The organism is Streptomyces sp. 3214.6 (genome assembly GCF_900129855.1).
GTDB classification, from domain to species: Bacteria; Actinomycetota; Actinomycetes; order Streptomycetales; family Streptomycetaceae; genus Streptomyces; species Streptomyces soliscabiei.
Genome location: NZ_LT670819.1, coordinates 9,073,127 through 9,097,708 on the forward strand (window position 1 = coordinate 9,073,127; position 24,582 = coordinate 9,097,708).

General features: G+C 68.9%; 30 protein-coding genes. 27 read left to right on the forward strand and 3 right to left on the reverse strand.

Annotated features, from left to right (window positions below):
* Nucleotides 1-48 precede the first annotated feature (48 nt).
* Genes B5557_RS40985 through B5557_RS41010 form a run of 7 tightly spaced genes read left to right on the forward strand, consistent with a single transcriptional unit; the run spans nt 49 to nt 3,916 of the window.
* Nucleotides 49-1,170, forward strand: a complete 1,122-nt coding sequence (locus B5557_RS40985; RefSeq protein WP_079664268.1) for a hypothetical protein — start codon at nt 49-51, stop codon at nt 1,168-1,170.
* Nucleotides 1,163-1,876: a nucleotidyltransferase domain-containing protein gene (locus B5557_RS40990; RefSeq protein WP_231976160.1), complete on the forward strand. Its 714-nt coding sequence runs from the start codon at nt 1,163-1,165 to the stop codon at nt 1,874-1,876. The genes B5557_RS40985 and B5557_RS40990 overlap by 8 nt, the downstream gene beginning before the upstream one ends.
* On the forward strand, nt 1,873-2,187 hold the full coding sequence (locus B5557_RS40995; RefSeq protein ID WP_079664269.1) for a hypothetical protein: 315 nt from the start codon (nt 1,873-1,875) through the stop codon (nt 2,185-2,187). The genes B5557_RS40990 and B5557_RS40995 overlap by 4 nt, the downstream gene beginning before the upstream one ends.
* Entirely contained in the window at nt 2,184-2,519 is a 336-nt protein-coding gene (locus B5557_RS44045) for a hypothetical protein (protein ID WP_159424494.1), read from the forward strand. Before B5557_RS40995 ends, B5557_RS44045 begins: the two co-directional genes overlap by 4 nt.
* Nucleotides 2,520-2,521: 2 nt before the next feature.
* Nucleotides 2,522-3,301 carry a tRNA(His) guanylyltransferase Thg1 family protein gene (locus B5557_RS41000; protein ID WP_159424495.1) on the forward strand — a complete coding sequence of 260 codons (780 nt, stop codon included), beginning with the start codon at nt 2,522-2,524 and terminating at the stop codon, nt 3,299-3,301.
* Between the two features lie 4 nt (nt 3,302-3,305).
* Nucleotides 3,306-3,725, forward strand: coding sequence for a DUF6221 family protein (locus B5557_RS41005; RefSeq protein WP_079664271.1), 420 nt, complete (start codon nt 3,306-3,308; stop codon nt 3,723-3,725).
* The gene (locus tag B5557_RS41010; RefSeq protein WP_079664272.1) at nt 3,722-3,916 is read left to right on the forward strand and encodes a hypothetical protein; all 195 of its coding nucleotides are present in this window, start codon (nt 3,722-3,724) and stop codon (nt 3,914-3,916) included. Before B5557_RS41005 ends, B5557_RS41010 begins: the two co-directional genes overlap by 4 nt.
* Nucleotides 3,917-4,093: 177 nt before the next feature.
* Here B5557_RS41010 and B5557_RS41015 read toward each other — a convergent pair whose 3' ends face one another.
* Both B5557_RS41015 and B5557_RS44050 read right to left on the reverse strand, forming a co-directional pair.
* Nucleotides 4,094-4,441 carry a hypothetical protein gene (locus B5557_RS41015; protein ID WP_079665261.1) on the reverse strand — a complete coding sequence of 116 codons (348 nt, stop codon included), beginning with the start codon at nt 4,439-4,441 and terminating at the stop codon, nt 4,094-4,096.
* 148 nt (nt 4,442-4,589) lie between these two features.
* Nucleotides 4,590-4,796, reverse strand: coding sequence for a hypothetical protein (locus B5557_RS44050; protein WP_159424496.1), 207 nt, complete (start codon nt 4,794-4,796; stop codon nt 4,590-4,592).
* A 141-nt stretch (nt 4,797-4,937) separates the two neighbouring features.
* On the opposite strand from B5557_RS44050, the gene B5557_RS44055 reads away from it, so the two are divergent.
* From B5557_RS44055 to B5557_RS41075, 13 genes are all read left to right on the forward strand, one after another.
* Entirely contained in the window at nt 4,938-5,093 is a 156-nt protein-coding gene (locus tag B5557_RS44055; protein WP_159424497.1) for a hypothetical protein, read from the forward strand.
* A 136-nt stretch (nt 5,094-5,229) separates the two neighbouring features.
* Nucleotides 5,230-6,237 carry a hypothetical protein gene (locus B5557_RS41020; RefSeq protein WP_079664273.1) on the forward strand — a complete coding sequence of 336 codons (1,008 nt, stop codon included), beginning with the start codon at nt 5,230-5,232 and terminating at the stop codon, nt 6,235-6,237.
* 10 nt (nt 6,238-6,247) lie between these two features.
* A complete protein-coding gene (locus tag B5557_RS41025) occupies nt 6,248-6,466 on the forward strand; it encodes a hypothetical protein (RefSeq protein ID WP_079664274.1) in 219 nt (72 codons plus the stop codon).
* A 160-nt stretch (nt 6,467-6,626) separates the two neighbouring features.
* Nucleotides 6,627-6,956, forward strand: coding sequence for an HNH endonuclease (locus tag B5557_RS41030; RefSeq protein WP_079665262.1), 330 nt, complete (start codon nt 6,627-6,629; stop codon nt 6,954-6,956).
* 584 nt (nt 6,957-7,540) lie between these two features.
* The gene (locus B5557_RS41035; RefSeq protein WP_159424498.1) at nt 7,541-9,070 is read left to right on the forward strand and encodes a terminase; all 1,530 of its coding nucleotides are present in this window, start codon (nt 7,541-7,543) and stop codon (nt 9,068-9,070) included.
* 52 nt (nt 9,071-9,122) lie between these two features.
* Nucleotides 9,123-10,403, forward strand: a complete 1,281-nt coding sequence (locus B5557_RS41040) for a phage portal protein (RefSeq protein WP_079664276.1) — start codon at nt 9,123-9,125, stop codon at nt 10,401-10,403.
* Entirely contained in the window at nt 10,396-11,433 is a 1,038-nt protein-coding gene (locus tag B5557_RS41045) for an HK97 family phage prohead protease (protein ID WP_079664277.1), read from the forward strand. The genes B5557_RS41040 and B5557_RS41045 overlap by 8 nt, the downstream gene beginning before the upstream one ends.
* Before the next feature lie 141 nt (nt 11,434-11,574).
* On the forward strand, nt 11,575-12,966 hold the full coding sequence (locus tag B5557_RS41050; protein ID WP_079664278.1) for a phage major capsid protein: 1,392 nt from the start codon (nt 11,575-11,577) through the stop codon (nt 12,964-12,966).
* A 46-nt stretch (nt 12,967-13,012) separates the two neighbouring features.
* Nucleotides 13,013-13,513, forward strand: coding sequence for a hypothetical protein (locus B5557_RS41055; protein ID WP_079664279.1), 501 nt, complete (start codon nt 13,013-13,015; stop codon nt 13,511-13,513).
* Nucleotides 13,510-14,211 carry a hypothetical protein gene (locus B5557_RS41060; protein WP_079664280.1) on the forward strand — a complete coding sequence of 234 codons (702 nt, stop codon included), beginning with the start codon at nt 13,510-13,512 and terminating at the stop codon, nt 14,209-14,211. The genes B5557_RS41055 and B5557_RS41060 overlap by 4 nt, the downstream gene beginning before the upstream one ends.
* Nucleotides 14,208-14,525, forward strand: a complete 318-nt coding sequence (locus B5557_RS41065) for a hypothetical protein (RefSeq protein ID WP_079664281.1) — start codon at nt 14,208-14,210, stop codon at nt 14,523-14,525. Before B5557_RS41060 ends, B5557_RS41065 begins: the two co-directional genes overlap by 4 nt.
* A gap of 6 nt (nt 14,526-14,531) precedes the next feature.
* On the forward strand, nt 14,532-15,341 hold the full coding sequence (locus B5557_RS41070; protein ID WP_079664282.1) for a hypothetical protein: 810 nt from the start codon (nt 14,532-14,534) through the stop codon (nt 15,339-15,341).
* Nucleotides 15,341-15,802, forward strand: a complete 462-nt coding sequence (locus tag B5557_RS41075) for a hypothetical protein (protein ID WP_079664283.1) — start codon at nt 15,341-15,343, stop codon at nt 15,800-15,802. Before B5557_RS41070 ends, B5557_RS41075 begins: the two co-directional genes overlap by 1 nt.
* On the opposite strand, the gene B5557_RS41080 is transcribed toward B5557_RS41075, so the two are convergent.
* Nucleotides 15,789-15,995: a hypothetical protein gene (locus tag B5557_RS41080; RefSeq protein ID WP_079664284.1), complete on the reverse strand. Its 207-nt coding sequence runs from the start codon at nt 15,993-15,995 to the stop codon at nt 15,789-15,791. The two genes, B5557_RS41075 and B5557_RS41080, sit on opposite strands and share 14 nt — an antisense overlap.
* A gap of 54 nt (nt 15,996-16,049) precedes the next feature.
* Here B5557_RS41080 and B5557_RS41085 point away from each other — a divergent pair, with 54 nt between their 5' ends.
* The 7 genes from B5557_RS41085 to B5557_RS41115 all read left to right on the forward strand — a co-directional run bounded on the left by B5557_RS41085 (nt 16,050) and on the right by B5557_RS41115 (nt 24,577).
* Nucleotides 16,050-16,388, forward strand: coding sequence for a hypothetical protein (locus B5557_RS41085; RefSeq protein ID WP_079664285.1), 339 nt, complete (start codon nt 16,050-16,052; stop codon nt 16,386-16,388).
* Nucleotides 16,385-16,708, forward strand: a complete 324-nt coding sequence (locus B5557_RS43375) for a hypothetical protein (RefSeq protein ID WP_107472685.1) — start codon at nt 16,385-16,387, stop codon at nt 16,706-16,708. The genes B5557_RS41085 and B5557_RS43375 overlap by 4 nt, the downstream gene beginning before the upstream one ends.
* Nucleotides 16,709-16,774: 66 nt before the next feature.
* On the forward strand, nt 16,775-17,254 hold the full coding sequence (locus B5557_RS41095; protein ID WP_079664287.1) for a phage tail tube protein: 480 nt from the start codon (nt 16,775-16,777) through the stop codon (nt 17,252-17,254).
* Between the two features lie 16 nt (nt 17,255-17,270).
* Nucleotides 17,271-17,738: a hypothetical protein gene (locus B5557_RS41100; protein ID WP_159424499.1), complete on the forward strand. Its 468-nt coding sequence runs from the start codon at nt 17,271-17,273 to the stop codon at nt 17,736-17,738.
* Between the two features lie 7 nt (nt 17,739-17,745).
* Nucleotides 17,746-18,213 carry a phage tail assembly chaperone gene (locus B5557_RS41105; protein ID WP_107472686.1) on the forward strand — a complete coding sequence of 156 codons (468 nt, stop codon included), beginning with the start codon at nt 17,746-17,748 and terminating at the stop codon, nt 18,211-18,213.
* 155 nt (nt 18,214-18,368) lie between these two features.
* Complete coding sequence (locus B5557_RS41110) at nt 18,369-23,123, forward strand: phage tail tape measure protein (RefSeq protein ID WP_079664289.1); 4,755 nt, start codon at nt 18,369-18,371, stop codon at nt 23,121-23,123.
* Nucleotides 23,120-24,577 carry a hypothetical protein gene (locus tag B5557_RS41115; protein WP_079664290.1) on the forward strand — a complete coding sequence of 486 codons (1,458 nt, stop codon included), beginning with the start codon at nt 23,120-23,122 and terminating at the stop codon, nt 24,575-24,577. The genes B5557_RS41110 and B5557_RS41115 overlap by 4 nt, the downstream gene beginning before the upstream one ends.
* Nucleotides 24,578-24,582 lie beyond the last annotated feature (5 nt).

Genomic DNA, 24,582 nt, shown 5'->3' on the forward strand with positions numbered 1-24,582 from the left:
GACGGCCGCCCACGCCCACATCGCCCAGCACAAGCAAGGAGGCCGACTGTGACTGACCAGACCGCCGTCGACCGCGTCCCGATCGCTCGCTCCGTCCGCTACGCCGTCCGCGGGCTGCCGGAACTCCCGTACCAGTACGGGCCCGGCACCCTTGTGCCGTCCGAGATCACCCTGACCTACAGGGCCGCCCCTGATAGCCAGCTTGGCCGTGTGCACGCCTATGTGGCCGGTCGGATCCACGTGGACGGGCACGCGATCCCGCACATCGAGCCGTACGGGCAGCACTGCGATGAGGGGCTGGGCAGCTGGCCGGAGTGGCTGGCGGAGGAGGCGCGTCTGCACGACCCGGACGCCGCGACTGTGCGGGTGCCCGCCACCGACCAGACGGCGCTATCTGCTCAGTTCGACGGCCAGAGCTGCCCCCACTGCCCCGACGGGCACCAGAGCCCGACCGGAGGTAGCCAGCCCTGGAGCGCCTGGGTGGCCGCCGAACGCGACGGTGACGGGCAGCCCGTGCAGATCACCGTGGCTCGCTCGGCAGGCGCGCACGTTGCCGAGTCCGACGCGCAGTGGGTGCGGGAGCGCTTGAATTCACCTGCCGAAGCATCAGCGCTCACCGCCAAGCTGAAGCGGGTGCGAGATCTGCACCGTGAGACGTGCATTCTGGCGCGCGGCGAGGTAGGGCGGACCGCGTTCCGATGCAGCATGTGCGAGGCGCTGGACGCGCCCGCCAACCTGGTGCTGCCCGAGCCCGCAGACCGGACGGCCGAATGGCGCGCGGCTGCCGAGTTCGTGGAGGCGATGAACGAGGGCTGTGGCAAGACAGCCTGCGATGCGTGCACCACCCGCGAGGACGTCGCCGACGCGCTACGCGACACCGGCCGCCGCCTGGCTGCCGAGTCTGCTGCCGTCGTGCCGGGTCGGGCGGACGACGAGACGCGGGGCGAAACGGACTCCGAAGACGAAGCGCTGCGCGCGAAGGTGGACGAGGCCACCGCCACGCTGCGCCGCGTCCGCGCCCTGACCAAGGACTGGAGCAGCCGAGTCCTGCCTCACTCTCAGGCGCACCGGCTGTTGACCGAGGTGCGTGACGCCCTTGCCGGACCCCGGCCCGACGCCGACGCGCCTGCCGGTGGCGGGGCGCAGCAGGAGGAGGCCGACCGTGGCTGACGCGCCCTCCGTCCTGCACGTTCTGCTCTCCGGGATCGTCGGCTCGACCGCGTACGGGCTCGACCGGCCCGGTTCCGACGTGGACCGGCTCGGCATCTTCGCCACGCCCACCGAGCAGCTGCACGGCCTCCACCAGCCCACCGAGTCGTACGTCACCACCAGCCCGGACCGGACCCTGCACGAGGCCGCGAAGTGGTGCCGACTCGCCCTCGGCGGCAACCCCACCGTCATGGAGCTCGTCTGGCTGCCTGGCGAGCTCTACGAGGTCCGCGCACCCCTGGGCAACGAGCTGATCGGCCTACGGAGCGCCTTCCTGTCGGCGAAGCGAGTTCGGGACGCCTACCTCGGCTACGCCACCCAGCAGTTCCGGCGACTGGAGACCCGCGGCGACGGCTCGTTCTCCGCCGACACCCGCAAACGCACCGCCAAGCACGCCCGGCACCTGAAACGGCTCTGCCACCAGGGCCTGGAGCTGTACACCACCGGCCGGCTCACCATCCGCGTCGAAGACCCGCAGGAATACCACGACTTCGGCGAACGGGTCGCCGCCGACTCCGCAGCCGCGCACCCGCTGCTGGCCGAGTATGAGGCCGCCTTCGACGAAAACCGCTCGGTGCTCCCCGACCGGCCCGACGAGGCCGCCGTCGAAGCATGGCTGCGCCGTGTTCGCGCCCACTTCTACGAGCCGCCGGTGGTCAAGCCGTGAGGACACCGCAGCTCGCCAGCCGCGCGTCGGACGGTGAACTGTGCTGCCACTCCCGCACGTTCGCCACCGACCCACCCTGCCCGAGCCCGGCGACCTGGCACATCGCGTGGCTTCTGGCCCCGCGCGGCAAGTTCTCCCTCGTCTGCGAGGAGCACATGGAGGGGCTCGCGAAGGTCTACGACTACGTCGCCCGCCACCCCGCCACCATCACGTGCGCCATGCCCAGCGTGGGGTGGCTGAACATGCCAGGGGAGCCGAGCCGCTGCGTCATCGTCCCGATACTCGAACCTCCTGAGAGAAGACTGCAATGACCGAACGCCCTGACCTCGTAGAGGCAGCGCTGCACACCTACCTCAGCCGCCAGCTGCTGGCGCGAGAGCTCTTCGCCCAAGATCCGATGTACCACGCGCAACTCGAATGGCTGCACCAGATGCTCACGGCGATGGACGAAGCGATGGAAGCCGAGCACGTCCCGACGAACGTCCGAGAGCGCATCGTTCACCGGACCCTGTACGGCTGCGCGCCCGAAGACGAAGAGGCCATCGCCCGGCTGGCGAGCCGCCAGCAGCTGCACCTCGAGATGGCCCACCTGGCGTCGCAGTGGCCGCCGGCGCTCCCCGTCCTGGACCCGAAGGAAGCCTAGCCATGACCGACCGCACCGCCTTGGGCGACCGGATGAAGCGGCACGAGGCCGCCTACCGGGCCGTCCTGCCGCGCCGCACCTACACCGTGCTCCGGGTCGACGGCCGCGCCTTCCACACCTACCTGCGCGGCGCCGAGAAGCCCTTCGACGAGACCTTCATGGCCGACATGGACGCCGTCGCCGAAGCCCTCTGCGCGGAGATCACCGGCAGCGACTTCGCGTACACCCAGTCCGACGAGATCAGCGTCCTCGCCACCGACTTCGCCAGCGAAGGCACCGAGCCCTGGTTCGGGGGCGTCGTCGCAAAGCAGCTCAGCGCTGCCGCCTCGCTCGCTACCGCGGTCCTCAACGAGCGCCGGCCCAGCCGCCGCGCCCTGTTCGACGCCCGCGTGTTCACCCTGTCCGACCCGGTCGAGGTCGCTAACTACTTCCTGTGGCGGCAGCGGGACGCGGTCCGCAACTCGATCAGCATGGCCGCGCAGGCGCACTTCTCCCACCGGCGGCTGGAGGGGGTGTCCACCGGCGGCATGCAGGAGCTGCTCTGGTCCGAGGTCCGCGTGAACTGGAACGACTACTCCGACGGCTGCAAGCGCGGCCGCGTCACCGTACGGCACACCGGGGAACGGCCTGTCGAGTACTTCGACAAGCGCACCCAGCAGCCCGTCTCCAGTACCGCGGTCCGGTCCTGGTGGGAAACCTCGGCACCGGCGACGTTCACCACGAAGCCGGACGGGTGGCTGGCCCAGATGATCCCCGCACTGCCGAGCCTCTCGGGAGTATGACCCCATGGACGACTTGGTGCAGTGGTTGCGCGCCCAGCTCGACGAGGACGACCGGATCGCGCGGGCGGCGGCCGAGGAACTGGAAGGGTTGGAGCTCGGCGGCGAGTGGTGGTACGACGGCCAGTATGTCGAGACGGTCCGCGAGCACACGATGGTCGCGGTGGGGTCGCAGGATTTCATGGACCCGGCGACCGGGAGACACATCGCGGAGTGGGATCCGGCTCGGGTGCTGCGCGAGATCGACGCCAAGCGGCAGCTCGTGTGCGCCTACGAGGAGGCCGTCTCCGCGTTCAACGACTCAGGCCCAGCCCTGACGTCCTACGACCGGCTGACCGGCTCCGTGAGTTCCCTGCGCCGCGCGATCGAGCTGCTCGCCCTGCCCTACGCGGACCGGCCCGGGTACCGGGAGGAGTGGCGCCCGTGATCCGGCGAGAGACGTACTGCAATGGCCGCCTCGTGAAGGAGATCGACCAGATCAACGTCGGCGGCACCGCCACCAACTTCCGGGACCACTACATCGACGGGCGGCACTGGTGGCTGCTCGACGGCCAAGACGTCACACCCGCGGAAGCCGAGGCGTTCCGCAGCACGTGGGAAGCCGAGCACTCCGGGTAGAAGACCACCATGAGCATCTCCGAGATCGGTTTCGTCCTCATCGTCGGCATCTTCGTCATGGTGCTGCTCCAGGTCATCGGCATCCTGCCGCGCTGAGCGGCACGGTCGGCGTCGCGCGCTTCCCACCACGGCCCGGGACGCCACCACGGCGTTCCCGGGCCGTCGCGCGCCACGCGGCTACTGCAAGAACTGGCGGCCTTCCGGCTGCGCCACGCCGACCGCATCGAACTTCGTGCCCGGCTTGTCGAACACCGTGAACAGCAGCATCGACACCGCGGCCGCCATCGCCAGAATCGCGACCGTCCCGAGGATCGGATCCCCTGGCCCCTCGCTCGACGCGATGGCCCACGGCCACGTGATCGCCGAGAACAGCGCGAACACACCGAAGGTGATCCAATCCGCGCGCCGGCCCCGCCGGATCCCGACGTACAGGAACGGCACCCACACCAGGATCGAGAGCGACCCCACCACGAGCACCGACCACGCGATCTTCTGGCCCCACCCAGCTTCCAGGCGTCTGCCCATCACACCCCCCAAGTTGCCGTGCTCCCAAAGGAATCTGGGAGCAGAGGCCGCCAGGGTAGACCCGGCGCGCCACACTGGCACCGCCTCTGCAAGAGGAGCCACCCGAGCGGGGAACCGAGAGCCCACAGCCCGTTGACGCGGCCTGTGGCTATCGAGAGCTCAGGACGTCGCCGGCGTAGTGCAGCTGCACGCCCGGCTCGAAGCCCTCCTGCTCGATCAGCGCATCCGAGGTGTTCACCTTGTACCGGCAGTGCACTCCGACTGCGGTCGGATGCGGAAGCTGGATCTCGCCGACGCCGTCGGTCATCGTGCCTGTATCGCCCTGATTGGGGCCGCTCATCACGTAGAAGCGCATGGCGCGCAGAATGCACCCCCGGTGGTGGGAATCGCAAACCGTAGCCGCGGAGCCTCCGGCCAACGCTGCTGTGATCCAGGGCCGTTGTCAGTGGTGCATGCCATGCTGGGCGTCAACCCCACAAGGAGGGAGGTGAGTCACATGTCGAAGAAGCAGCAGACTGCGGTCCTGATGGTCGCCGCCGTAGCGGGGCAGGTCATCCTCGGCCGCTACGCCAAGCAGCAGGCCGCCGCGATCGGCGTACCGGTCCTGGCTGTCAGCCTGATCGGTGCCGCCATCGGCGTGGTGCTCGCGTAGCAGGCGGTCGGCGTCGTGTCCCCGGCGGGACGAATGGCCACGACGCCGACCGCTCCGGAGCCCGTCGATATCCGGGTGCACCGAGCCCAGGGTTCCCGACACAATCACAACTACCACATTTCGTTCTGGAGTTGTCATGGCACCACCGCTCGACCAGCACACCGTGCAGCGGCTCGCGTACGTCCGCTTCCTCTTCCGTGAGGGGGTCGAGCAGAGCAAACAGCCCCCGCCGCTGTGCTCCAGGGCCATCACCTCGTTCCATGACGCTGTCGAGAACTACCTCGGAACAATCGTCCAGCACCTGAACATCGATGTGAACAAGGCTCCCGAGTTCATCGGCTACTGGGCCCTGATCAAGACCGAGTTCGAGCTGCCGAAGAAGGACTTGATGAGGCGTCTCAACGACGCTCGCGTGGCGCTCAAGCACAACGGCACGTTCCCGTCCGAGCACCAGATCGAGCAGGCCCACCGGACGGTAGAGGACTTCTTCATAACAGTCACGCCGAAGGTCTTCGGGGTCGACCTCGACTCCATCGACATGGTCGACCTACTGACCCAACCCGCGGTGAAGCAGTACCTCCGAGAGGCACAGACCCATGCCGACGTCGGTGACTACGCCCACGCTATGGCGGGACTCTCCCTGGCCTTTGACGCCTTGATCAACCACTACCGCCGAGACGACGGGTGGTCGACCCGGTGGTCCGCCTTCAACTTCGGAGAGCGGCTGGGCCCCCTCGATGAGCCTCGCGTGCGCATGCACGACAAAAACAGCCGCCTCCAGAAGCTCAGCGACTTCACCGAACTTGCCCAAGAGACCTTGACCGTGATCAGCCTCGGCATCGACTACGCGAACAAGGCCCGCTTTCGCATCCTTACCCCGGACGTGAACGCCTACGGCAACGGCAGCACGCGCTACACCGTCACGAAGTCCCTGGCGGAGACGACGCCCGACGACTACGACTGGGCGCGGCATTTCGTCATCGAGTCGGGAATGCGAGCTTCGAGAGCGGACGATCTCCAGACGCTGAAGCGGAACCGCTCGGAAGTGGACAGGAGCGCCACGAGGCCCCTGCGTCAGCGTGAATGGACCGGGCCGGCCGACGCGCAGAAGACAGAGACTGTGTCCGCTGGAGAGGCCGTATGACACTGGAGCTGTGAGCACAGCCCGCGGCCGGGACGGCCGACCCCTCGTCACCACCGACATGGCCGCCTACAGCCTCGGCATGCAGCCCCGCCAGTTCCGTGACTGGGCGCGCCGCCGCGCCCTGACACCGGCCGGCTCCCGACCCAACCCCGTGCGCGGCCAGGCCCTCGCCCTCTGGGACCTCGCTGACATCGCCGAGGCCGTACACCCCAAGACCCCTGCCGCCTGATCTGTCAAGGCCTGTGACCTGCAACAGCTTGACAGAAGATCAGCGCGCGTTCATTCTGTGAGACGGTGGCACCGCTGTCGCACTGGTCTCCACCCCCACTGCCACCCCACACAGCACCCTGAGCCCGGCCCTGGCGCCGGGCTCCGGCATGTCCGGGGTGATGACCGTGCAGCTCACCGAGCAGGAGATCGCCCGCCGCACCAAGCAGGCCCGCAGCGGCCGGCCCTGGCTGCGCCTCCAGGGCAAGGTCTTCGCCGAAGAGACCCACTGCTGGATCTGCCACCGCTACGTCGACCAGTCCCTGCCCGGCCGCACCCACCCCATGGCACGCACCGTCGACCACGTCCACCCGCTCTGGCTCGGCGGAGACCCGCTCGACCGGGCCAACTGCCGCCTCGCCCACCGACGGTGCAACACCATCCGGAACAACCAGCTGCGCGCCGCGCAGCGCCCCCGCCCCACCCACACCGTGCCCGCCGCAGCCCTCTGACCCCACCCCAGGGACCGCCCCGTCCTGCCCCGCCGCTCCCGGCTCACCGTCCTGACCTGCACGGATGCCGACCGGCAGACCATCCTGTGCGGGGCCGCGCAGCGCCCGGCAGGGCCGATCAAGCCCCTGACCTGCGGGAATGGCGAAGTTGATCAATGCGGCCTCAAGATCATCATTTTTTTGATCATGAGGCGGCTGACCCCGCGCCCAACTCAAAAAAATATCCCCCCGCGAAATCGGCAGGGGTTTCCCTCGGGTGGTGATCGGCGTGGAGGCACCCCCCGGACTGGGGGAGCGAGGCCGGCGGCTGTGGGGCGAATGCCTGGCGATCTGGTCTCTGACTCCGGCGCACTTGGCGCTTCTGGAGGAGGCTTGTCGGATCGCTGACCGGCTTGACCTTCTGAACACCATGTTGCGCCCTCCCTCGGGAGATGTCAACACCGATAGCCCACAATTCGCTGATATTTCGGGGTTGTTGGCGGAGTCCAGGCTGCAATCCGGTGCTCTGAAGGTGTTGTTGTCGGAGATTCGCCAAGGTCAGACGGGCTCTGGCCCGGCTGTGGAGGATCCGGCAGGGGGTGCTGGTGTCTCCGACCTCACGAAGCGGATCGCTGAGCGCCGCCGCAAGACCTCGGGTTGAGGTCCACCCGCCCTACGCGTACACGCTGGGCGAAGAGGCCTGCGACCTCGCCGCGACCGCCGGCCTCGTCGCCGACCAGTGGCAGCGCGACGCGATCGACCTGCTGCTCGCCTGCCGGGAAGACGGCAAGTGGGCGTGCTTCGAGTACGCCGAGTTGGTCGCGAGGCAGAACGGCAAGGGCTCGATCCTGGAGATCCGGGTCCTGCTCGGGTTCTTGGTGCTCGGTGAGGAAGTCATCCTCTGGTCGGCGCACGAGTACAAGACGTCGATGGAGGCATTCCGGCGCGTCCGGAGGCTGATCAAGAAGCTCGGCAAGCAGGTCGGGAACAACGAGAACCTGTACGAGATCGACGGCGTCCGCATCAAGATCTCGAACACCAACGGCGAGGAAGGCTTCGAGCGTCTCGACACCGAGGCCCGCATCAAGTTCGTCGCCAGGTCGAAGGGATCCGGCCGCGGCTTCAGTGGTGACCTGGTGATCATCGACGAAGCCTTCGCGTACACGCTGCTCCAGCAGGACGCGCTGATGCCGACGATGCGGGCCCGCCCCAACCCGCAGATCATCTACACCAGCAGCCCGCCCCTCGACGGCGACTCCGGGGACGTGCTCTACATGCTGCGCGCGCGAGCCGAAGCCGGAGGGGACGACTCGCTCGGCTACCGGGACTGGGGCGCCGCGGGCGACCTCGACCACCTGGAAGACGTAGATCTCGACGACCGGCGACTGTGGGCGGCGACCAACCCGGCCTGGGGCACCCGCGTCACCCCGGAGGCCATGGTGCGCGACCGCCGGGGCATGTCGCCGAAGGGCTTCGCGCGGGAGATCCTCGGGATCTGGCCGCGCCGCTCGCAGGGCAACATCGTCATCGACCCGCGGCTGTGGGTCACGATGGCCGACGAGCACTCCGCGCGCACGTCCGCTGGCGGCGTCGCCCTCGGCCTCGACATCAGCCCCCTGCGTGACTACGCCGCGATCTGCGTGTACGGCGTCCGCGACGACGGCCTCGGCCATGTGCAGCTCGCCGACTACCGGCCCGGCACCAAGTGGCTGATGCCCCGCCTCGTCGAACTGCGGGACGCGCTCGGCCCGATCGCGCTCGCAATGGGCCGCGGCACCCACGCCTTCCTCGACACCGACCTCAAGGCAGCCGGATTCCAGCTACCGGAGGACAAGGACAACCCAGAGGCCGGCGACCTGGCCGTGACCGGCGCGGTGGAGATGGCGGCCGCCGCCGGGCAGGTCCTCGACGGCGTGCGCGAGCAGTCCTTCCGCGTCGTGCCGAACACCCACCTCGACACCGCGGTGGCCGGGGCGAAGACCAAGCAGTCCGGGGACACGATCGCCTGGGCACCCGCCAGCTCCGACGTTGAGATCAGCCCCCTCGTCGCCATGTCCCTCGCCCGGTGGGTCTACATCAGCCGGTCTTTCCTGCTCGCCGGTCAGCAGTACGACGTCCTCGACTCCATCTTCTGACGGCCCCAGCGGCGTCTACTAGACGCTCCACCGATCCTGGAAGGCGGCCCGCATGCGCAACCCCTTCCGCGGCTGGGGCTGGACACGGGGTGGCAACGGCGCGGTGCGCGCGGCCGGGGAGAAGCGGGACCTGGGCGTCAACGACGTCTCATGGCCGGTCGACAACTTGGCTTCTCCGGCCGCGGTGTCCGAGCACGGTGCGCTGCGGCTCACTCCGGTTTTCGCGGCGGGCCGGCTGCTCGCGTCGTCGGTGTCTTCGCTGCCGATCCAGCAGTACCGGCGGATGGGCGATGCCACGACGAAGCTGGCCCTCGCCTCGCTGTTCCAGTCGCCGTCGTCGCAGGGCACGATCGACGACTGGCTGTGGCGGGCGATGCTGTCGCTGGTGTACCGGGGCAACGCCGTCGGTCTCGTGATGGAGCGGGACTGGCTGGAGTTCCCGACCCGCATTGAGTGGCTGAACCCGGCCGATGTGTTCGTGCAGGACTCGATGCCGATGGGGCAACGCGGCTCCTTCACGGATCCGGTGTGGTCGTATCGCGGGGTCGAGATCCCCTCCGAGGACATCGTGCACATCCCCTGGATGACGATGCCGGGCCGCGTGTGGGGCCTGTCGCCGATCGCCGCCTACGCCGTCACCGTGTCGACCGGTCTCGCCGCGCAGCAGTTCGTCGACGACTACTTCCGGTCCGGCGGGCAGCCGCCCGGGCACTTCCGCAACACCCAGCAAGTCGTCGAGCAGAAGGACGTCGGAATCATCAAGCGGCGGCTGGTCGCGGCGATCCGCTCACACGAACCGATCGTGTACGGCAAGGACTGGGAGTACCAGCCGATCACGGTCTCCGTGCAGGAGGCGCAGTTCTGCGAGACACAGCGGCTGTCCGCGACGCAGATCGCGGCGATCTACGGCATCCCGCCGGAGAAGATCGGCGGCGAGACCGGCGGCTCCTACACCTACAGCTCTCCCGAGCAGCGGCAGATCGAGTTCATCCAGGACGCGCTGCTGCCCTACCTGGTGAAGCTGGAGAACCACCTGTCCGCGCAGCTGCCGCGCGGCCAGTACATCAAGTTCAACGCCGACGCCCTGATCCGCGTCGACATCCTCACCCGGCACTCGGTGTACGAGAAGCAGCGCCTCATCGGCAAGAACAACCTCGACGAGATCCGTGCGCTCGAGGACGAATCGCCGCTGCCCGACGGCAAGGGCCAGGACTACACGCCGCTGCCCATCCAGGCGGGCTCCAACATCACCGTCCCGCAGATCCGCGGCCAGATGCCGCCCCAGGACCCGGGGCTTCGCCTCGTCAAGACCCCTAGGGGGAATCATGGTTGATCGTCGACAGCTGCGGGACTCGCCGGAGCGCCGCGGTATCGCCTCCGGCCAGTTCGAGCTGCGCACGCAGGGCGGGCAGCTACTGCTCACCGGCTACGCGTCCGTCTTCAACAGCCCGTACGACGTCTACGGGGGGCCGCCGATGGGCTGGACCGAGGACGTCGACCCGCACGCCTTCGACGTCACCCTCGGGGCCCGCGCCGACGCGCACCTGCTCATCAACCACGGCGGCATGCCGCTCGCCCGCACCAAGTCCGGGACGCTGAAGCTGGCCACGGACACGACCGGCCTGCACGTCGAAGCCGGCCTGGAGCCCTCGGACCCAGACGTTCAGCGGCTCATGCCGAAGATGAACCGCCGCGACATGGACGAGATGTCCTTCGGCTTCCGGGTGAAGAACGACGAGTGGAACGAGGACTACACCCAGCGTCGTTTGCTGGAGGTCTCCCTGCACAAGGGCGACGTGTCCGTCGTCAACTTCGGCGCCAACCCGGCCACCAGCGCGCAGCTCAACAGCGCTTCCGACGCCCTGGAACTGCTCGCCAAGCTTGACCCCGAAGCGGCGATGGCCGAACTCCGCTCCGACGGAGTAGACCTCGAGCGGATCATCCGCGCCCGGGACAACGTCCTCGCCCTGCAACGGCAGATGAAGCCGCAGCCGAAGGCCCCGGGACGCCTGTCCCTGGCCGAGGCCCGCGCGATCGCCGACGGCGAAGTCGAGGTGCGGCTGGCTGTGCAGATTCCCTCGCACTCCACCGCCGTCACCGACGACCCACTGGACCGGCGCGCCGCCGTGGCCGGCGGGAACCAGGTGGTGCTGCGCTACATGCACGCCTGGGTCGATCCCGACAGTGACCCCGAGGCCGCGAGCTCCTACCGATTCCCCCACCACGAGCCGCGCATCGGCTCCCCGGCGAGCCTGCCCGCCGTCCGGCACGCGCTGTCCCTGCTCCCGCAGGCCGCGATGCCCGACGAGCAGAAGGCGGCCGTCGAGCGGCACCTGCGCCGCCACCTCGAAGACGCCGACTGACTTCGGCGCACCCCCCGAGTTTCCCGTGATCAGGCACTGATCACGGTCGCTGTCGCCCGCCTGGCACTGGCGCTCGACGGCTCATCACGGCCTGGCACTGGCCGCCGTCATGAACCGCCAAGCCAGAAAGGCAGACTCGTCATGTCCGACGAGCGTTTCCGGCGGCTGGTCGCCCGACGCGAGCAGACCGCCCGCGAGCGCGAGGAGATCCTCGCCAAGCGCAAGGCCATCACCGACCTCGCCGAGGAGGAGGCCCGCGAGGACCTCCTCCCGGAAGAGGACACCGAGTTCCGCGAGCTGACCGCCCAGGTCGCCGCGAAGGACGGCGAGCTGCGTCAGCTCGACGAGCGCATCTCGGAGCTGTCCGACGAGGTCGAACGCAACCGGACCATCACCGAGGGAGCCAAGGCCGTGCAGCGGGCCAAGGCCCGCGTCACCTCGGTGCAAGAAGCCCGGGTCTACGAGAAGGGCAACGGCCGGTCCTACCTCCAGGACCTCGCCAAGGTCCAGCTCAACATGGACGGCGGCGAGGCCCGCGAGCGGCTCCAGCGCCACGCCCAGGACGTCGTCAGCGACCCCGAGTACCGCGACCTGAACCGTACCGACGGCAACGGCGGCTACTTCGTGCCGCCGCTGTGGCTGATGGATCAGTACATCGAGCTGGCACGCGCCGGCCGCGCATACGCGAACGTGGTGAACACCCAGCCGCTCCCGCCCGGCACCGACTCGATCAACATCCCGAAGGTGGCCACAGGCACCGCCGCCGGGGTCCAGACCGCAGACAACGGCGCTGTGCAGGAGACCGACGCCACGGACACGTTCATCAACGCGCCCGTCCGTACGATCGCCGGTCAGCAGGACGTCGCGATCCAGCTCCTGGACCAGAGCCCCGTCTCCTTCGACGAGGTCATCTTCCGGGACCTGGTGGCGGACTACGCCACGAAGACCGACCTCCAGGTCATCTCCGGATCCGGATCTTCCGGCCAGGTCACCGGTGTGCGTGGCACGTCCGGCATCACCACGATCACGTACACCGACGCGACGCCGACCGTCGCGAAGCTGTACTCGAAGATCGCGGACGCCGTGCAGCGGGTCCACACCCTCCGCTTCATGGCACCGACCGTGATCGTGATGCACCCCCGCCGGTGGGCGTCCCTGCTCGCCGCGTCCGACTCCAACGGCCGCCCGCTGGTCGTCCCGGAGGCAGGCAACCCGCAGAACGCGGTCGCCACCCTCGGCGTGGTCGGCTCTCAGCAGGTCGTCGGGCAGATGCACGGCCTTCCGGTCGTCACCGACCCGAGCATGCCGACCAACCTCGGCGCCGGCACCAACGAGGACGTCGTCCACGTCCTGCGCGCGAGCGACATCCTGCTGTACGAGTCGGGCATCCGCTCCCGCGTCCTGCCCGAGGTCGGCTCCGGCAACCTCACGGTCCGCCTCCAGATCTACGGCTACCTCGCCTTCACGGCCGCCCGTTACCCGGCGTCCGTAGTCGAGATCGGCGGCACCGGCCTGGTCGCGCCGAGCTTCTGAGTTCGAGCGGGGCCGGGCGCCTGCCCGGCCCCGGGGACGGAACAGCATGCACGACGAGCAGCAATTCACCCGGCACGCCCAACAGGGCTGGCAGTCGTGGGACGAATGGTCCCCAGAGCAGGACTTCTGTCGCTTCGTCGGCATGCTCCAGCGGATGCTCCAGCCCGCCACCGTCCTGGAGACAGGCGTGGGCGTCGGCCGCATCACCGGCCACCTCGACCTCACGGCGTGCGAGTACTTCGGCTTCGAGTCGAACCTCCAGTGGCGGCAGCCGCCGGCCGACCCGAACCTGCCCGGCCCCATGCACGCTCACATGAAGGCAGCGGACCTCGTCATCCTCGACAGCGACGTTGAGGTCCGTTTCGACGAGATCCGCATGTGGGCCGAGCACGGCAAGCGGGGTTCCGTGGTCGTCGTCCACGACGCCGGGAACGGACACGAGGCGTGGACCGTGCACGCGCAGATCGGGTTCGCGTGCTCACAGACCCCGCACCCGGGCCTGTTCCTTCGCAACCCGCGCGGCTCATGGATGGGGATCCACGCGTGAAGGTCATCGGGCTGCTGTCCTGGTACGAGGAGCCCGCCTCGTGGCTCGCCGAGTGCGTCGCCAGCATGGCGGGACTCTGCGACCACCTGGTGGCCGTCGACGGCCCGTACGCCCGCTTCCCCGGGGCGACCCGCAAGCCGTCGTCCGGATCCGAGCAGGCCGACACCATCGCCCGCACCGCAGCGGGCGCGGGGATCGGCTGCACCATCCACGTCGCTCGCCAGCCCTGGTGGGGCAACGAAGTCGAGAAGCGCTCCTTCATGTTCGACCTGGCCATGGTGATCGCTGAGCCGGGCGTCGACTGGCTCGTCAGGATCGACGCCGACGAGGTGTTCACTACGGTCCCGCCCGACACCCGCACGCTCCTCGCGAAGTCCGAACGCGACGTCGCCGAGGTCACCATGTGGGAGCGCGGCACCGATGACGGCCAGGACAGCCAGTTCCCGCTTCGTGTCGCCTTCCGGGCCCTGCCCGGTATCCGCGTCCAGCAGGCCCACTACGTTGTCACCGTGCCTGGCCCGGACGGCGCGACCCGGATCCTCGTCGGCAACGACAGCGTGCACCGCGCCGAGCTCGCGCTCCCTCTGTGGGATGTCCGCTTGGAGCACCGCACACGGCAGCGGCCCGCGATGCGCCGCGCCGCGAAGGACCAGTACTACGCCCAACTCCCGCAGATTGAGCAGGTGAGCGAGCTGTGAGTGACCGCAGGAACATCGACGACGACTACAAGCAGGCCATGATCCGCGAGTGGGAGTCGTACGCCGCCTCCGGCCGCACTGAGCAGGCTGGCCACGTCGCCGGCGTGCTGCTCGCCGAGTACGACTACGACGTCCACGACGACGGCCAGGAGAAGAAGGAGAAGGCGGTCGAGCCTCCGGCAGCGGAGACGACGGTCGAGTCCGCGCCGAAGGAGACGGCGGTCGAGCCGAAGCCCGACACTGTCCGCCAGGCACCAGCGGCGGCGAAGAAGACGACTGCGAAGAAGACGACCGCAGCGCCGGCCAAGGACTGACCTGCTGTGGCGTACGACCTCGGCGACGTCGTCCAGCTGACCGTCACGGTCACCGACACCGCGGGCGCGCCTGCGGACGCCGGGAGCATGGTCCTGACGATCGGACTGCCGGACGACACCACGGTCACCGTGGACCCGGTGGCCTCGACCACGCCGGGCGTGTACGTCCACGGCTACGCCACGGTGCAGGCCGGGCGTCACACGGTGCGCTGGCTGGCCACCGGCGCGAACGCCATGGCCCACACGGACGTCTTCGACGTGCGCGAGCTGCTGCCCGTCGCCATCGTCTCCCTAGCCCGCGCGAAGGCCCACCTGGAGATCCTCGCGTCGGACACGTCCGATGACGAGGAACTGCGCGGCTTCGTCAGCGGCGCCACCCTCGCCGTGGAACGCCACCTCGGCTTCATCGTCGCCCGACGCACCTTCACCGAGCGCTGCACCCCGGACCGGTACGGCGACGTCCTCCTCAGCAACGTGCCGGTCGTCTCGCTCACCACGGTGCAGACGCCCGATGCCACACAGTCCTGGGACACCGACGACCTCAGCGCCGACCCGGCCACCGGCCAGGTGACCGTGCTCGCCGGGCCCGCCCTGCGCGCTGGCGTCGACTTCACCTACCGGGCCGGGCTCGCGATCGTCCCCGAGGACTACCAGCTGGCGACGCTCATCATCATCGAGCACCTGTGGGAGACCAAGCGGGGTGCGATGGGCGTGCAGATGGGCGGCGACAACGAGCCCTGGATGCCGGGCCGCGGGTTCGCCATCCCGCGCCGCGCCCTGGAGTTGCTGGGCGCGACCCTTCCCGGAGTCGCCTGATGCCCTGGTCCTCGAGCGTCCCCGACGTGTTCGACGCGATCGTGGACGCCTTCAAGATCGCGGAGGAGTTCAACGGCGTCACCGTGTGGGACGGCCCTGAGCTGTCGAAGGCCACCCCGAAGGAAATGCTCACCGTCGGGTTCACCGGTGACGACAACGACAGTGACGTCGAGGCAACGAGCTCCCCAGAGGGTCTCGGTGGGCAGCCGGACCGTGAAACGTTCACGATCCGCTGCGCGGCCGCCGTCTTGATGGGCTCTACGGACATGCGGCCCGCGCGCCGCCGCGCTTACGAGTTGTACGCCGCGGCCGGAGCCGTCCTCGCCCGCGATCCGCGCCTGGGGGGTCTCGTACTGCGGGCCCGACTCGGGTCGCACACCTTCAAGGGGATGCAGACCGACCGGGGCGCTCAGGCACTGGTCGTCTTCGGAATCGACTGCGACTCCTTCACCCGCCGCTGACCGGCCGGCCACGCCGACGGGCGAGCGCCGCAAGGCCCCCGAGTAGGCCGCCGGCGGCAGCCAGGTTCACCGCGGCGTAGGCGAGCGCCGACACCGCGAACACCCCCACACCGGCGAGCGAATGGCCGCCGCGCGCCACGTTCTCCCAGCCCCACTCGGGGACGTCCACGAACCACCAGCGCAGTACCGACATGCCTCGGAGAGTGCCGGGCTGTCGCGCATCCGTCAACCAGAACAGGAGAGTTGGATGACCGCGCTCGTCACCAATGTCATCCCCAACGTCGGGGCGGACATCGCGCCGCTGCTCGTGGCCCCAGCGAACGGCGACACCGCTGTCTGCGGCTCGGGGATGTTCCTCTACGTCAAGAACACGAACGCCGCGGCGTGCGTGGTCACCATCGCCTGCCCCGTCATCCAGGACGGCCGCCTCACCACGTCCTCGTCGACCTTCAGCGTGCCGCTGACGACCGGCATCGGCGTCATCCCGCTGCTGCCGCTCTACGCCGACCCGACGACCGGGCGGGCGACGATCACCAGCTACTCGGTCACCTCGGGTGTGACCGTCGGGGTGGTGCGCGTCCCGTGAGCACTGTCTTCATGCGGCACCCGTCGCTGCCTCCGACGCAGGAGATCGAGGTCGACGAGCAGGCCGTGCCCCACCACGCCAACGCAGGCTGGATCGCAGTCCCCGCGGAGGAGCTCGAAGCCCGGGCCGCGGCCGCCGCGAAGGCCGCAGCCGAACGAGGCGAACAGCTGCCCGAGCCCGACACCAAGAAGCCGGCCGAGGGCAGCCCCCGCGAAGCCCTGGCCAAGCCCCAGGGCGAGGCCGCGGAGCCCCCGGCCGCGGATGACGAGTCAGCAGCACCGAAGCGCCGGCGCCGCTCGGCCGACGCCGACCCCGAGTAGCCCAGCCCGAATCGCCAAGGCTCCGCAGACGCGGGGCCTTTCGCACGTCCATGAAAGGCCAGGTCGATGGTTGCCACCCCGATCGCGGCAACGAGCCGCTACATCCCGCCGGGCACCACGCACTACTACTTCGTCGCCAGCATCGCCAACAAGAGCGCGCCGACCCGGCCCGAGCTCGACGCGGGCACCGACCTGACGGCTGAGATCGCCGAGGTGTCGGGGTTCTCCACCACCTCGGAACAGACGGAGACCCCGGACCTGGGATCCCGGTTCACCGGCAAGATCCCCGGCCGCATCACGGCCGACGACAGTTCCATCACGATGTACATGTCGTCGACGTCCAACGACGTGCGCACCCTGCTGCCTCGGGACACCGCCGGGTTCGTCGTCGCGTTCTCCGAAGGCGACGTGGCCGGCCGGAAGATGGACGTCTTCCCCGTCAAGGTGTCGGGCCAGCCCAAGAAGCGCGACATCGAGGACGCCGCGACGATCGAGATCCAGTTCACGATCACGTCCATCCCGGCTGAGAACGTCACGATCCCCTGAGGCCCCTGTGATCGGGATGAGCATGCGGACGGGCGACGATCTGAGGCGGATCTCCCGCGAGCTGAACCGCATGGACCAGCCGGAGATCAAGAAGCGGTTCCGGAAGGAACTGCGGGCCACGGCCCAGCCGTTCGTGCCGCTGGTCCGCAACTCGATCAAGTCCATCCCGTCGAAGCGCCCGTACTCCGCCGAAGGCCTCCGCGGCCAGTTGGCGCGGGCCACCCGCATCGAGGTCCGCACCGTCGGCCGGGACGCCGGCGTCGCCATCCGCGTCGACGGCCGCAAGATGCCCTCCAAGATGAAGGCCCTCCCCAAGGGCATGGAGGGCACCAAGCGCTGGCGGCACCCGGTCTTCGGCAACCGCGAGGTCTGGGTCACCCAGCAGCCGCACCCCTACTTCTTCCACGTCGTACGCCCCGCAGGTGTCGCCGGTAGGCGTGCCGCTTCCCGGGTCGTCGACTCGATCACCCGCGACATCCGCTAGGAGCACCATGGCCCTGAACGGCACCCAGATCCTCGAAGCCGACGACACCAAGATCGAGCCGGTCCCCGTCCCCGAGTGGGGCGGGGAGGTCCTCGTGCGCGGCCTGACAGGGATCGAGCGCGACGACTACGAGGCGAGCATCCAGCAGATCCGGCCCAAGCCGGACGGCACGAAGGAAGTCGTGTTCGTCCGCGGCAATGCTCGCGCCCGGCTGCTGGTGAAGTGCCTGATCGACGAGCAGGGCAACCGGCTCTTCAAGGACAGCGACGCCCCCGCGCTCGGCAAGAAGAACGGCGCCATCATCGACAAGTTGTACGACGTCGCCGCCGAACTGTCCGGCATGGGCGACGCCAACGAGGCGGAGATCGAGGGAAACTCCGAAGCCGGCCAGACCGGCGACTCCTCTTCGTCCTCGCCCGAGACCTCGGACGAACCGTCGGAGAGCTCCTCAGAAGCATCAGTTCCTACGAGCTGAGCGAGTGGAGGGCGCTCTACCGCATCGAGGCGGAAGAGCGCGAGGCGGAAGAGCGACGGGCCGCCGGCGGCCCCACCAAGTCCCGTACACCGAACCTGTAGACACCGGCCTGATCAGCCCCGGACCGCGCGCACGCGCGAGAAGGGGGCGCAGCCGTGGCCACGAGCACCATCGTCTACGCCCTCGTCGGCCGCGACCGTGCATCCGCCGTGTTCCGGCAGGTCGGCCGCAACGCGAACCGGCTGGCGTCCACCTCGTCGAAAATCGGCGCCGCCATCAAGACGGGGCTGGCGGTCGGCGCGGTCGGTGTGGTCGGACTGGGCGCCGCGAGTCTGAAGGCTGCGGGCGACTTCGAGAAGAACATGAACCGCGTCGCCGCCCTGTCGGGCGCGACCGGGAAGAACCTGGAGAAGCTCCGCAACCAGGCGAAGGACTTCGGGAAAACCACCCAGTACGGGGCCGCTCAGTCCGCGGACGCCATGGCCCAGCTCGCCACCGCGGGCCTGGACGTCAACCAGATCTACGGCTCGATGCCCTCGGTGCTGGCGCTGGCGTCGTCCGAGCAGCTCAATTTGACCCGGGCCGCGGAGATCACCACCAACGTCCTGACCGGCTACGGGATGAGCATCAAGGAGATCCCGCACGCCGTCGACGCCATGGTGAAGGCCTCCGTCAAGGCCAACACCTCGGTCGATGACCTGGGTGAGGCCTTCAAGTACAGCGGGCCGATCGCCCACCAGGCGGGCATCCAGTTCGAGGAAGCTGTCGCGGCGACCGCCCTCATGGGCAACGCGGGCATCAAGGCGTCCATGGCCGGCACCGCGCTGCGCGGAGCTATCACCCGGCTCCTGTCGCCCACCAAGAAGGTGGCGACGACGCTCACGGACCTGGGCGTCAGCGTGGCGACGTCCGACGGGAAACTGCGCCCGCTCACCTCGATCGTCGACCAGCTCGCGAAGAAGGGCGCGACGACCGGGCAGATCATGACGATCTTCGGTCAGCGGGCGGGCCCGGGCATGGCCGCGCTGATCCAGCAGGGCTCGGCCAAGCTCGCTGGGCTGACGAAGGAGTTGGAGAACTCCGGCGGCACGGCCGACAAGATCGCCAAGATCCAGATGAAGGGTCTGAAGGGCGAGGTCACCAGGCTGAAGAACGCCTGGGAAGGCCTCATGATCGAGGTCGGCGACACGGGCCTGCTCACCGGCGCCACCAAGGCCCTGTCCAAGGTCACGTTCGCCGTCCGGGATCTCGCCGGGTGGGTCAACGACGACGGCATCCCCAAGGTCAAAGCATTCGCCGGCAACGTCGCCGACATGGTGCCCGTCAACACCATCAAGCAGCGGTTCGGGCAGGCCAAGGCCATCGTCACCGACTTCTTCGCCGGCCTGTCCGGCAAGGGCACCGTCGACCTCGGCATCCCGCGCGTCGACGCCATGCCCGACGTGGTGCCGAAGTCGCAGGCCGCGGACATTGGCCGGCAGATCCGCGACGCCTTCACCGGCGGCATCCGGGGGATCGACTGGAAGAAGATCGGTGGCGCGGTCGGTCTCGGGCTCGGCAAGGCCGTCGAGACCGGCGTCAGCAACGTGGGAAAGCTGACCGTCGCCTTCGGGAAGCTGCTCGCCGGGATCGACTGGGTCGGGATCGGGATCGGCCTGGGCAAGTTCGTTCCCAGCCTCCTGTTGGGTTTCATCGTCGGCCTGCTGAATTTCGACATCGGCGGCCTACTCAAGGGACTCGCCGCTCACTGGCAGGACGCCCTCCTGGCCGTCCTGTTCGTCGCGTTCCTGCCCGCGAAGTGGGCTGGCGCGATCGGTAAAGCCCTGGGGAAGATTCCGTTCCTTGGAAAGCTTCTGAGCTGGTCCTTCGAGATCTTCACGAAGTTCTCGAAGACGCTCGTCGGCTGGGCGGGCAAGATCCTGTCGAGCTTCGGACGAGGCTTCCTCGCCGGACTGAAGATCGTTTTCCCTGGGCTGGGACGGCTCCTCACCGAGGGTCTCGGCAAGCTCGCCGTCGGCATCCTCGCTTACAGCGGCCGTCTCGTCGGCTTCGGCGAGCGCCTCATCGCGGGCCTCGGCACGGGCATCCTCAAGGGTGTCGAGGGCCTCGGCAAGTTCGCCGCGCGCGTCATCGGCCCCATCTTGAAGCCCTTCGTCCGTGCAGGATCGTGGCTCTTCTCCAAGGGCTGGGCAGTCGTCAAGGGCTTCGGCTCCGGCATCGCCACCGGCGCGAAGGCGGTCGGCGGGTTCGCCAAGACGTGGATCATCGACCCCGTCGTGGCACCGTTCAGGACGGCTGGCTCCTGGCTGTGGGCCCGGGGCGTGGCCATCGTGTCCGGCGTCAAGAACGGCATCGTCACGGGCGCGAAGGCTGTCGGATCCTTCGGCAAGACCTGGGTGATCGATCCCATTGTCGGCGTCTTCAAGACAGCCGGGTCGTGGCTCCTGGCACGCGGTGTGGCGATCGTGTCCGGTCTGAAGTCCGGCATCGTGACGGGCGCGAAGGCTGTCGGCGGCTTCGTGAAGGTCTGGGTCATCGACCCGGTCGTGGGGGTCTTCAAGGCATCCGGGTCGTGGCTGTGGGCGCGAGGCTCGGCCATCGTGTCCGGCTTCAAGAACGGCATCGTCACGGGCGCGAAGGCCATCGGATCCTTCGGTAAGACGTGGATCATCGACCCCGTCGTGGGGGCCTTCAAGACGTCCGGATCCTGGCTGTGGGCACGAGGCGCAGCGCTGGTGTCCGGCTTCAAGTCGGGGATCATCGCAGGCGCGAAGGGTATCGGCGGCTGGGCTCTGCGGAACGTCATCATGCCCAGCGTCAATGTCTTCCTCAAGGCCGGCACCTGGCTGGTGGGGAAGGGCAGTGCCCTGATCTCCGGCCTCAAGTCCGGCATCGTGTCCGGGATCAAGGGCATCGGCTCGTGGATCAAGTCGAACATCATCGACCCCGTCGTCAACGCGGTGAAAAGCTTCTTCGGCATCCACAGCCCGAGCACCGTGTTCGCCGAGATCGGCGGCCACCTGGTAGGCGGCCTCTTCAAGGGCCTTGCCACCACCAACGGAACGGACATCGCGAAGAAGGTCTTCGGCGACATGCCGTCCGCTCTGGGCTCCATCGTGAAGAAGGGCATCGTGTCCGTCGCGGGCCTGCCGGGCAAGGCCCTCAACGCGCTCGGCAGCCTCGGTGGCAAGCTCGGCGGCTTCTTCAAGGGCCTCTTCGGCGGCGGCGATGGCGGCAGCGTTGGTAAGGGCGTCCAGAGGTGGGCGCCGCTGGTGTCGCAGGTGCTGTCGATGCTCGGCGCGCCCGCCACTGCGCTGGGACCTGTGCTCAAGCGGATCAACACAGAGTCCGGCGGCAACCCGAACGCCATCAACAACTGGGACATCAACGCCAAGCGCGGCGACCCCTCGCGCGGTCTGATGCAGACGATCGGGGCGACGTTCAGCGCCTACGCCGGGCCGTTCCTCCAGCGCGGCATCTACGACCCGCTCGCGTCGATCTACGCCGGCATCAACTACGCGATGCACAGGTACGGGGCCAACTGGATCAACGTGATGACCCGGCCCGGCGGCTACGCGAAGGGCACCAAGGGCGGCTTGGCCCCGATCGGTCAAACGGCGTGGGTCGGCGAGAAGGGCGCCGAACTGATGCAGGTCACCCCGAAGGGGACCCGCATCCTGTCCCACAAGGACTCGGTGGCCTACGCCAAGACCAACGGAATCAAGGTGCCCGGGTACGCGTCGGGCACGGTCGCCAACGCGCAGGCCAGGGTCAATCAGCGCCAGGCCGAGCTGGAGCGCGCGAAGGAGCGCCACTACGGCATCCAGGCTGCGAAGACCCGGCTGGCTGCGGCCAAGCAGGAGTTGGCTAACGCCAAGCGGCGCACGACGACCGACGTCGCGAACTACATCGCCAACGGGCTGAAGAAGACGTTGACCACCGGCACGGCGGCAGCGATCAACTCGGCGATCAAGTCGCTGAACAATCGGCTGCAGAACGCCGGGGCCAACTCGATGGTCGCCGGGAACCTGAAGACGTCCGCGAAGCTCCAGGCCCTCGCCACGAGCAAGGCGTCGATCGGCGCGCAGATCGCGACGGCCAAGCAGTTCGCGGTGGACCAGGCGTCGAACATCACGGATTTCCTCGGCATCAGCGGCACGACAGCCACGTCGGTCGATGCCCTGATCCAGCAGATGAAGGACCAGCAGAAGACAGCCTCCGACTTCGCGTCGCTCACCGCGTCGCTGAAGGCGCGCGGTGCGTCGAAGGATCTGCTCACGCAGCTGGCCGCCGCCGGTCCGGGCAGCCAGCTCGCCAGCATCCTCGGCGAAGGCGACGTCTCCAACACCGTCATCACCCAGCTGAACAACCTGGTCGCAAGCGGAAACAGGCTCGCGACGAACTTCGGCCGGGCCATGGCCGACACCATGTACGACGCGGGCGCGCAGGCTGGGAAGGGCTTCCTCACCGGTCTCCAGGCACAGCAGGTGGCTCTCCAGAAGCAGATGGAGTCTCTCGCCGACGCCCTGGTCACGTCGGTGAAGAAGAAGCTGAAGATCAAGAGCCCGTCGGGGGTGTTCCGCGACCAGGTCGGCAAGATGGTCGCCCTCGGCACCGCCGCGGGGATTGACGCGCACGTCCCGCACGTCGTGGCGACCGCCCAGCGGATGGCGGACGCGGCGGCCGGGGTCTCCACACGGCCTGTGGTCATCCCGAGCCCCGCCGCAGGAGCAGCCCGGCACGCCACGGGGTCAGGCGATCAGCAGGTCGTCATCAATGCACGTGTCTTCATCGGCGACCGGGAGATCACAGACATCGTGCGGGTCGAGGCGGAGCCGGTGGCCCGGAAGGCTGCGCAGGCCGCGGTCGACAAGGCCGCTTACCGGGCGAAGGTGGGACGCCAGCCGTGACCATCTCCTACGTCGCCGCCGGCGCCCTCTCCCAAGCGACGGTCACGATCACGCCCGCCTACCCGGCCGGCGCGACGGCCGGGCGGCTCGCGATCCTCCAGGTCGTCTCCGGGCATCCCAACGACTCGATCCCCTCAACCCCGTCCGGCTGGACGCTCGTCGAGACCTTCTCCGGCGGCGGCGGAAGCTTCGGCAGCGGAACCGGGCCCCGCCGGCTCACCTGGTTCGCGCGCGTCCTCATCGGCTCCGATGCGGCACCGACCACGACCCTGCCCACCGGCACCGGCGAACTACTCGCGGGCCGCATCCACGTGCTGTCCCGCAGCGCGGGCACCGGATGGCGGTGGGCGTCCAGCAGCGGCGAGGACACCTCCAGTGGCACCGGCTTCTCGGTCGTCGGCGCAACCGCGCTGACTTGGACGACGGGCGACTTCGCGCTGATCGGCTACGCCCTGCCAGTGAGCACGGCCGCACTCAGCGCGGAGGCCATCACCGCAACCGGCATCACCTTCGGCACGGTGACCGAGCGGGCCGACGACCAGATCACCTCCGGCAACGCCGGCCGCCTCGGAGCCGCTACTGGTTCGGTCACCGCCGGCACGGGCGCGCAGGCCCCCACCCTCGCCGCCACCGCCTCGACGGCGACGACCGGCGTGGCCGGAGTTCTGCGGGTGCGCGAGGCCAGCGCGGCCCTCACCGCGACCGCGCAGAACGTGTTCCCGCCGCGGGTACTAACGTCCGTGACCGGCATGCTCGCCGAGGACATCGTCTCCGCCACCGTGTACCGGGTCCTCGGCACCGACCGTACGGCGGTCCGCGCGGCGAGTGCCGTCGACGTCACCGGCACCGACGCCCTGCTCAGGGTGGACGCCGAGCAGCCCTTCGGCGTCGCCGTGTCCTACCTGGCCGAGCTCACCGACATCAACGGTCTGACGTGGACGGTCACATCGGGCAGCATCACCAGCACCGTCACCGCAGACGTCATCAGCGACGCCGTGCAGGCTCTCGGTGCCGCGGTGAAGCTGGAGACGCCGCTGGAGAAGCAGCGCACCCGCGACGCCACCGTGTTCAACGTCGGCGGCCGGTACGTCGTCGTGGGCCGGCGCCGGTCGAAGGCGCAAGCCACCATCACGGTCCGCACGGAGACCGACGCCGACGGCGATGCTCTCGAAGCCGTCCTGGACGGGGCGACCGAAGGCGTCGTCCACGTCCGCAAGCAGACGACCCTGTCGCGCCTCGACGGCTACTTCGCGATCACCGAGGATACCGAGGCCCCCACCTGGTACGACGGCTACCGCTGGTGGACGCTCACCGCGATCGAGGTCGAGGCATGGCCGGACAGCCTGGAGGCCCGCGGCTTCACCCTCCAAGACATCGCCGACAACTACACCAGCCTCCAGGACATCGCCGACGACAACGCGACCCTGCTGATCCTCGCCCAGAGGTCGTTCTGATGCTG

Coding starts and splice junctions, on each gene's coding strand:
- B5557_RS44045 (WP_159424494.1), top strand. CDS start 2,184: ATGACCGAACGCCCTGACCTCGTAGAGGCAGCGCTGCACACCTACCTC.
- B5557_RS41000 (WP_159424495.1), top strand. CDS start 2,522: ATGACCGACCGCACCGCCTTGGGCGACCGGATGAAGCGGCACGAGGCC.
- B5557_RS41005 (WP_079664271.1), top strand. CDS start 3,306: ATGGACGACTTGGTGCAGTGGTTGCGCGCCCAGCTCGACGAGGACGAC.
- B5557_RS41015 (WP_079665261.1), bottom strand. CDS start 4,441: ATGGGCAGACGCCTGGAAGCTGGGTGGGGCCAGAAGATCGCGTGGTCG.
- B5557_RS44050 (WP_159424496.1), bottom strand. CDS start 4,796: ATGCGCTTCTACGTGATGAGCGGCCCCAATCAGGGCGATACAGGCACG.
- B5557_RS44055 (WP_159424497.1), top strand. CDS start 4,938: ATGTCGAAGAAGCAGCAGACTGCGGTCCTGATGGTCGCCGCCGTAGCG.
- B5557_RS41020 (WP_079664273.1), top strand. CDS start 5,230: ATGGCACCACCGCTCGACCAGCACACCGTGCAGCGGCTCGCGTACGTC.
- B5557_RS41030 (WP_079665262.1), top strand. CDS start 6,627: ATGACCGTGCAGCTCACCGAGCAGGAGATCGCCCGCCGCACCAAGCAG.
- B5557_RS41040 (WP_079664276.1), top strand. CDS start 9,123: ATGCGCAACCCCTTCCGCGGCTGGGGCTGGACACGGGGTGGCAACGGC.
- B5557_RS41045 (WP_079664277.1), top strand. CDS start 10,396: ATGGTTGATCGTCGACAGCTGCGGGACTCGCCGGAGCGCCGCGGTATC.
- B5557_RS41050 (WP_079664278.1), top strand. CDS start 11,575: ATGTCCGACGAGCGTTTCCGGCGGCTGGTCGCCCGACGCGAGCAGACC.
- B5557_RS41055 (WP_079664279.1), top strand. CDS start 13,013: ATGCACGACGAGCAGCAATTCACCCGGCACGCCCAACAGGGCTGGCAG.
- B5557_RS41075 (WP_079664283.1), top strand. CDS start 15,341: ATGCCCTGGTCCTCGAGCGTCCCCGACGTGTTCGACGCGATCGTGGAC.
- B5557_RS41080 (WP_079664284.1), bottom strand. CDS start 15,995: ATGTCGGTACTGCGCTGGTGGTTCGTGGACGTCCCCGAGTGGGGCTGG.
- B5557_RS41085 (WP_079664285.1), top strand. CDS start 16,050: ATGACCGCGCTCGTCACCAATGTCATCCCCAACGTCGGGGCGGACATC.
- B5557_RS41095 (WP_079664287.1), top strand. CDS start 16,775: ATGGTTGCCACCCCGATCGCGGCAACGAGCCGCTACATCCCGCCGGGC.
- B5557_RS41100 (WP_159424499.1), top strand. CDS start 17,271: ATGAGCATGCGGACGGGCGACGATCTGAGGCGGATCTCCCGCGAGCTG.
- B5557_RS41105 (WP_107472686.1), top strand. CDS start 17,746: ATGGCCCTGAACGGCACCCAGATCCTCGAAGCCGACGACACCAAGATC.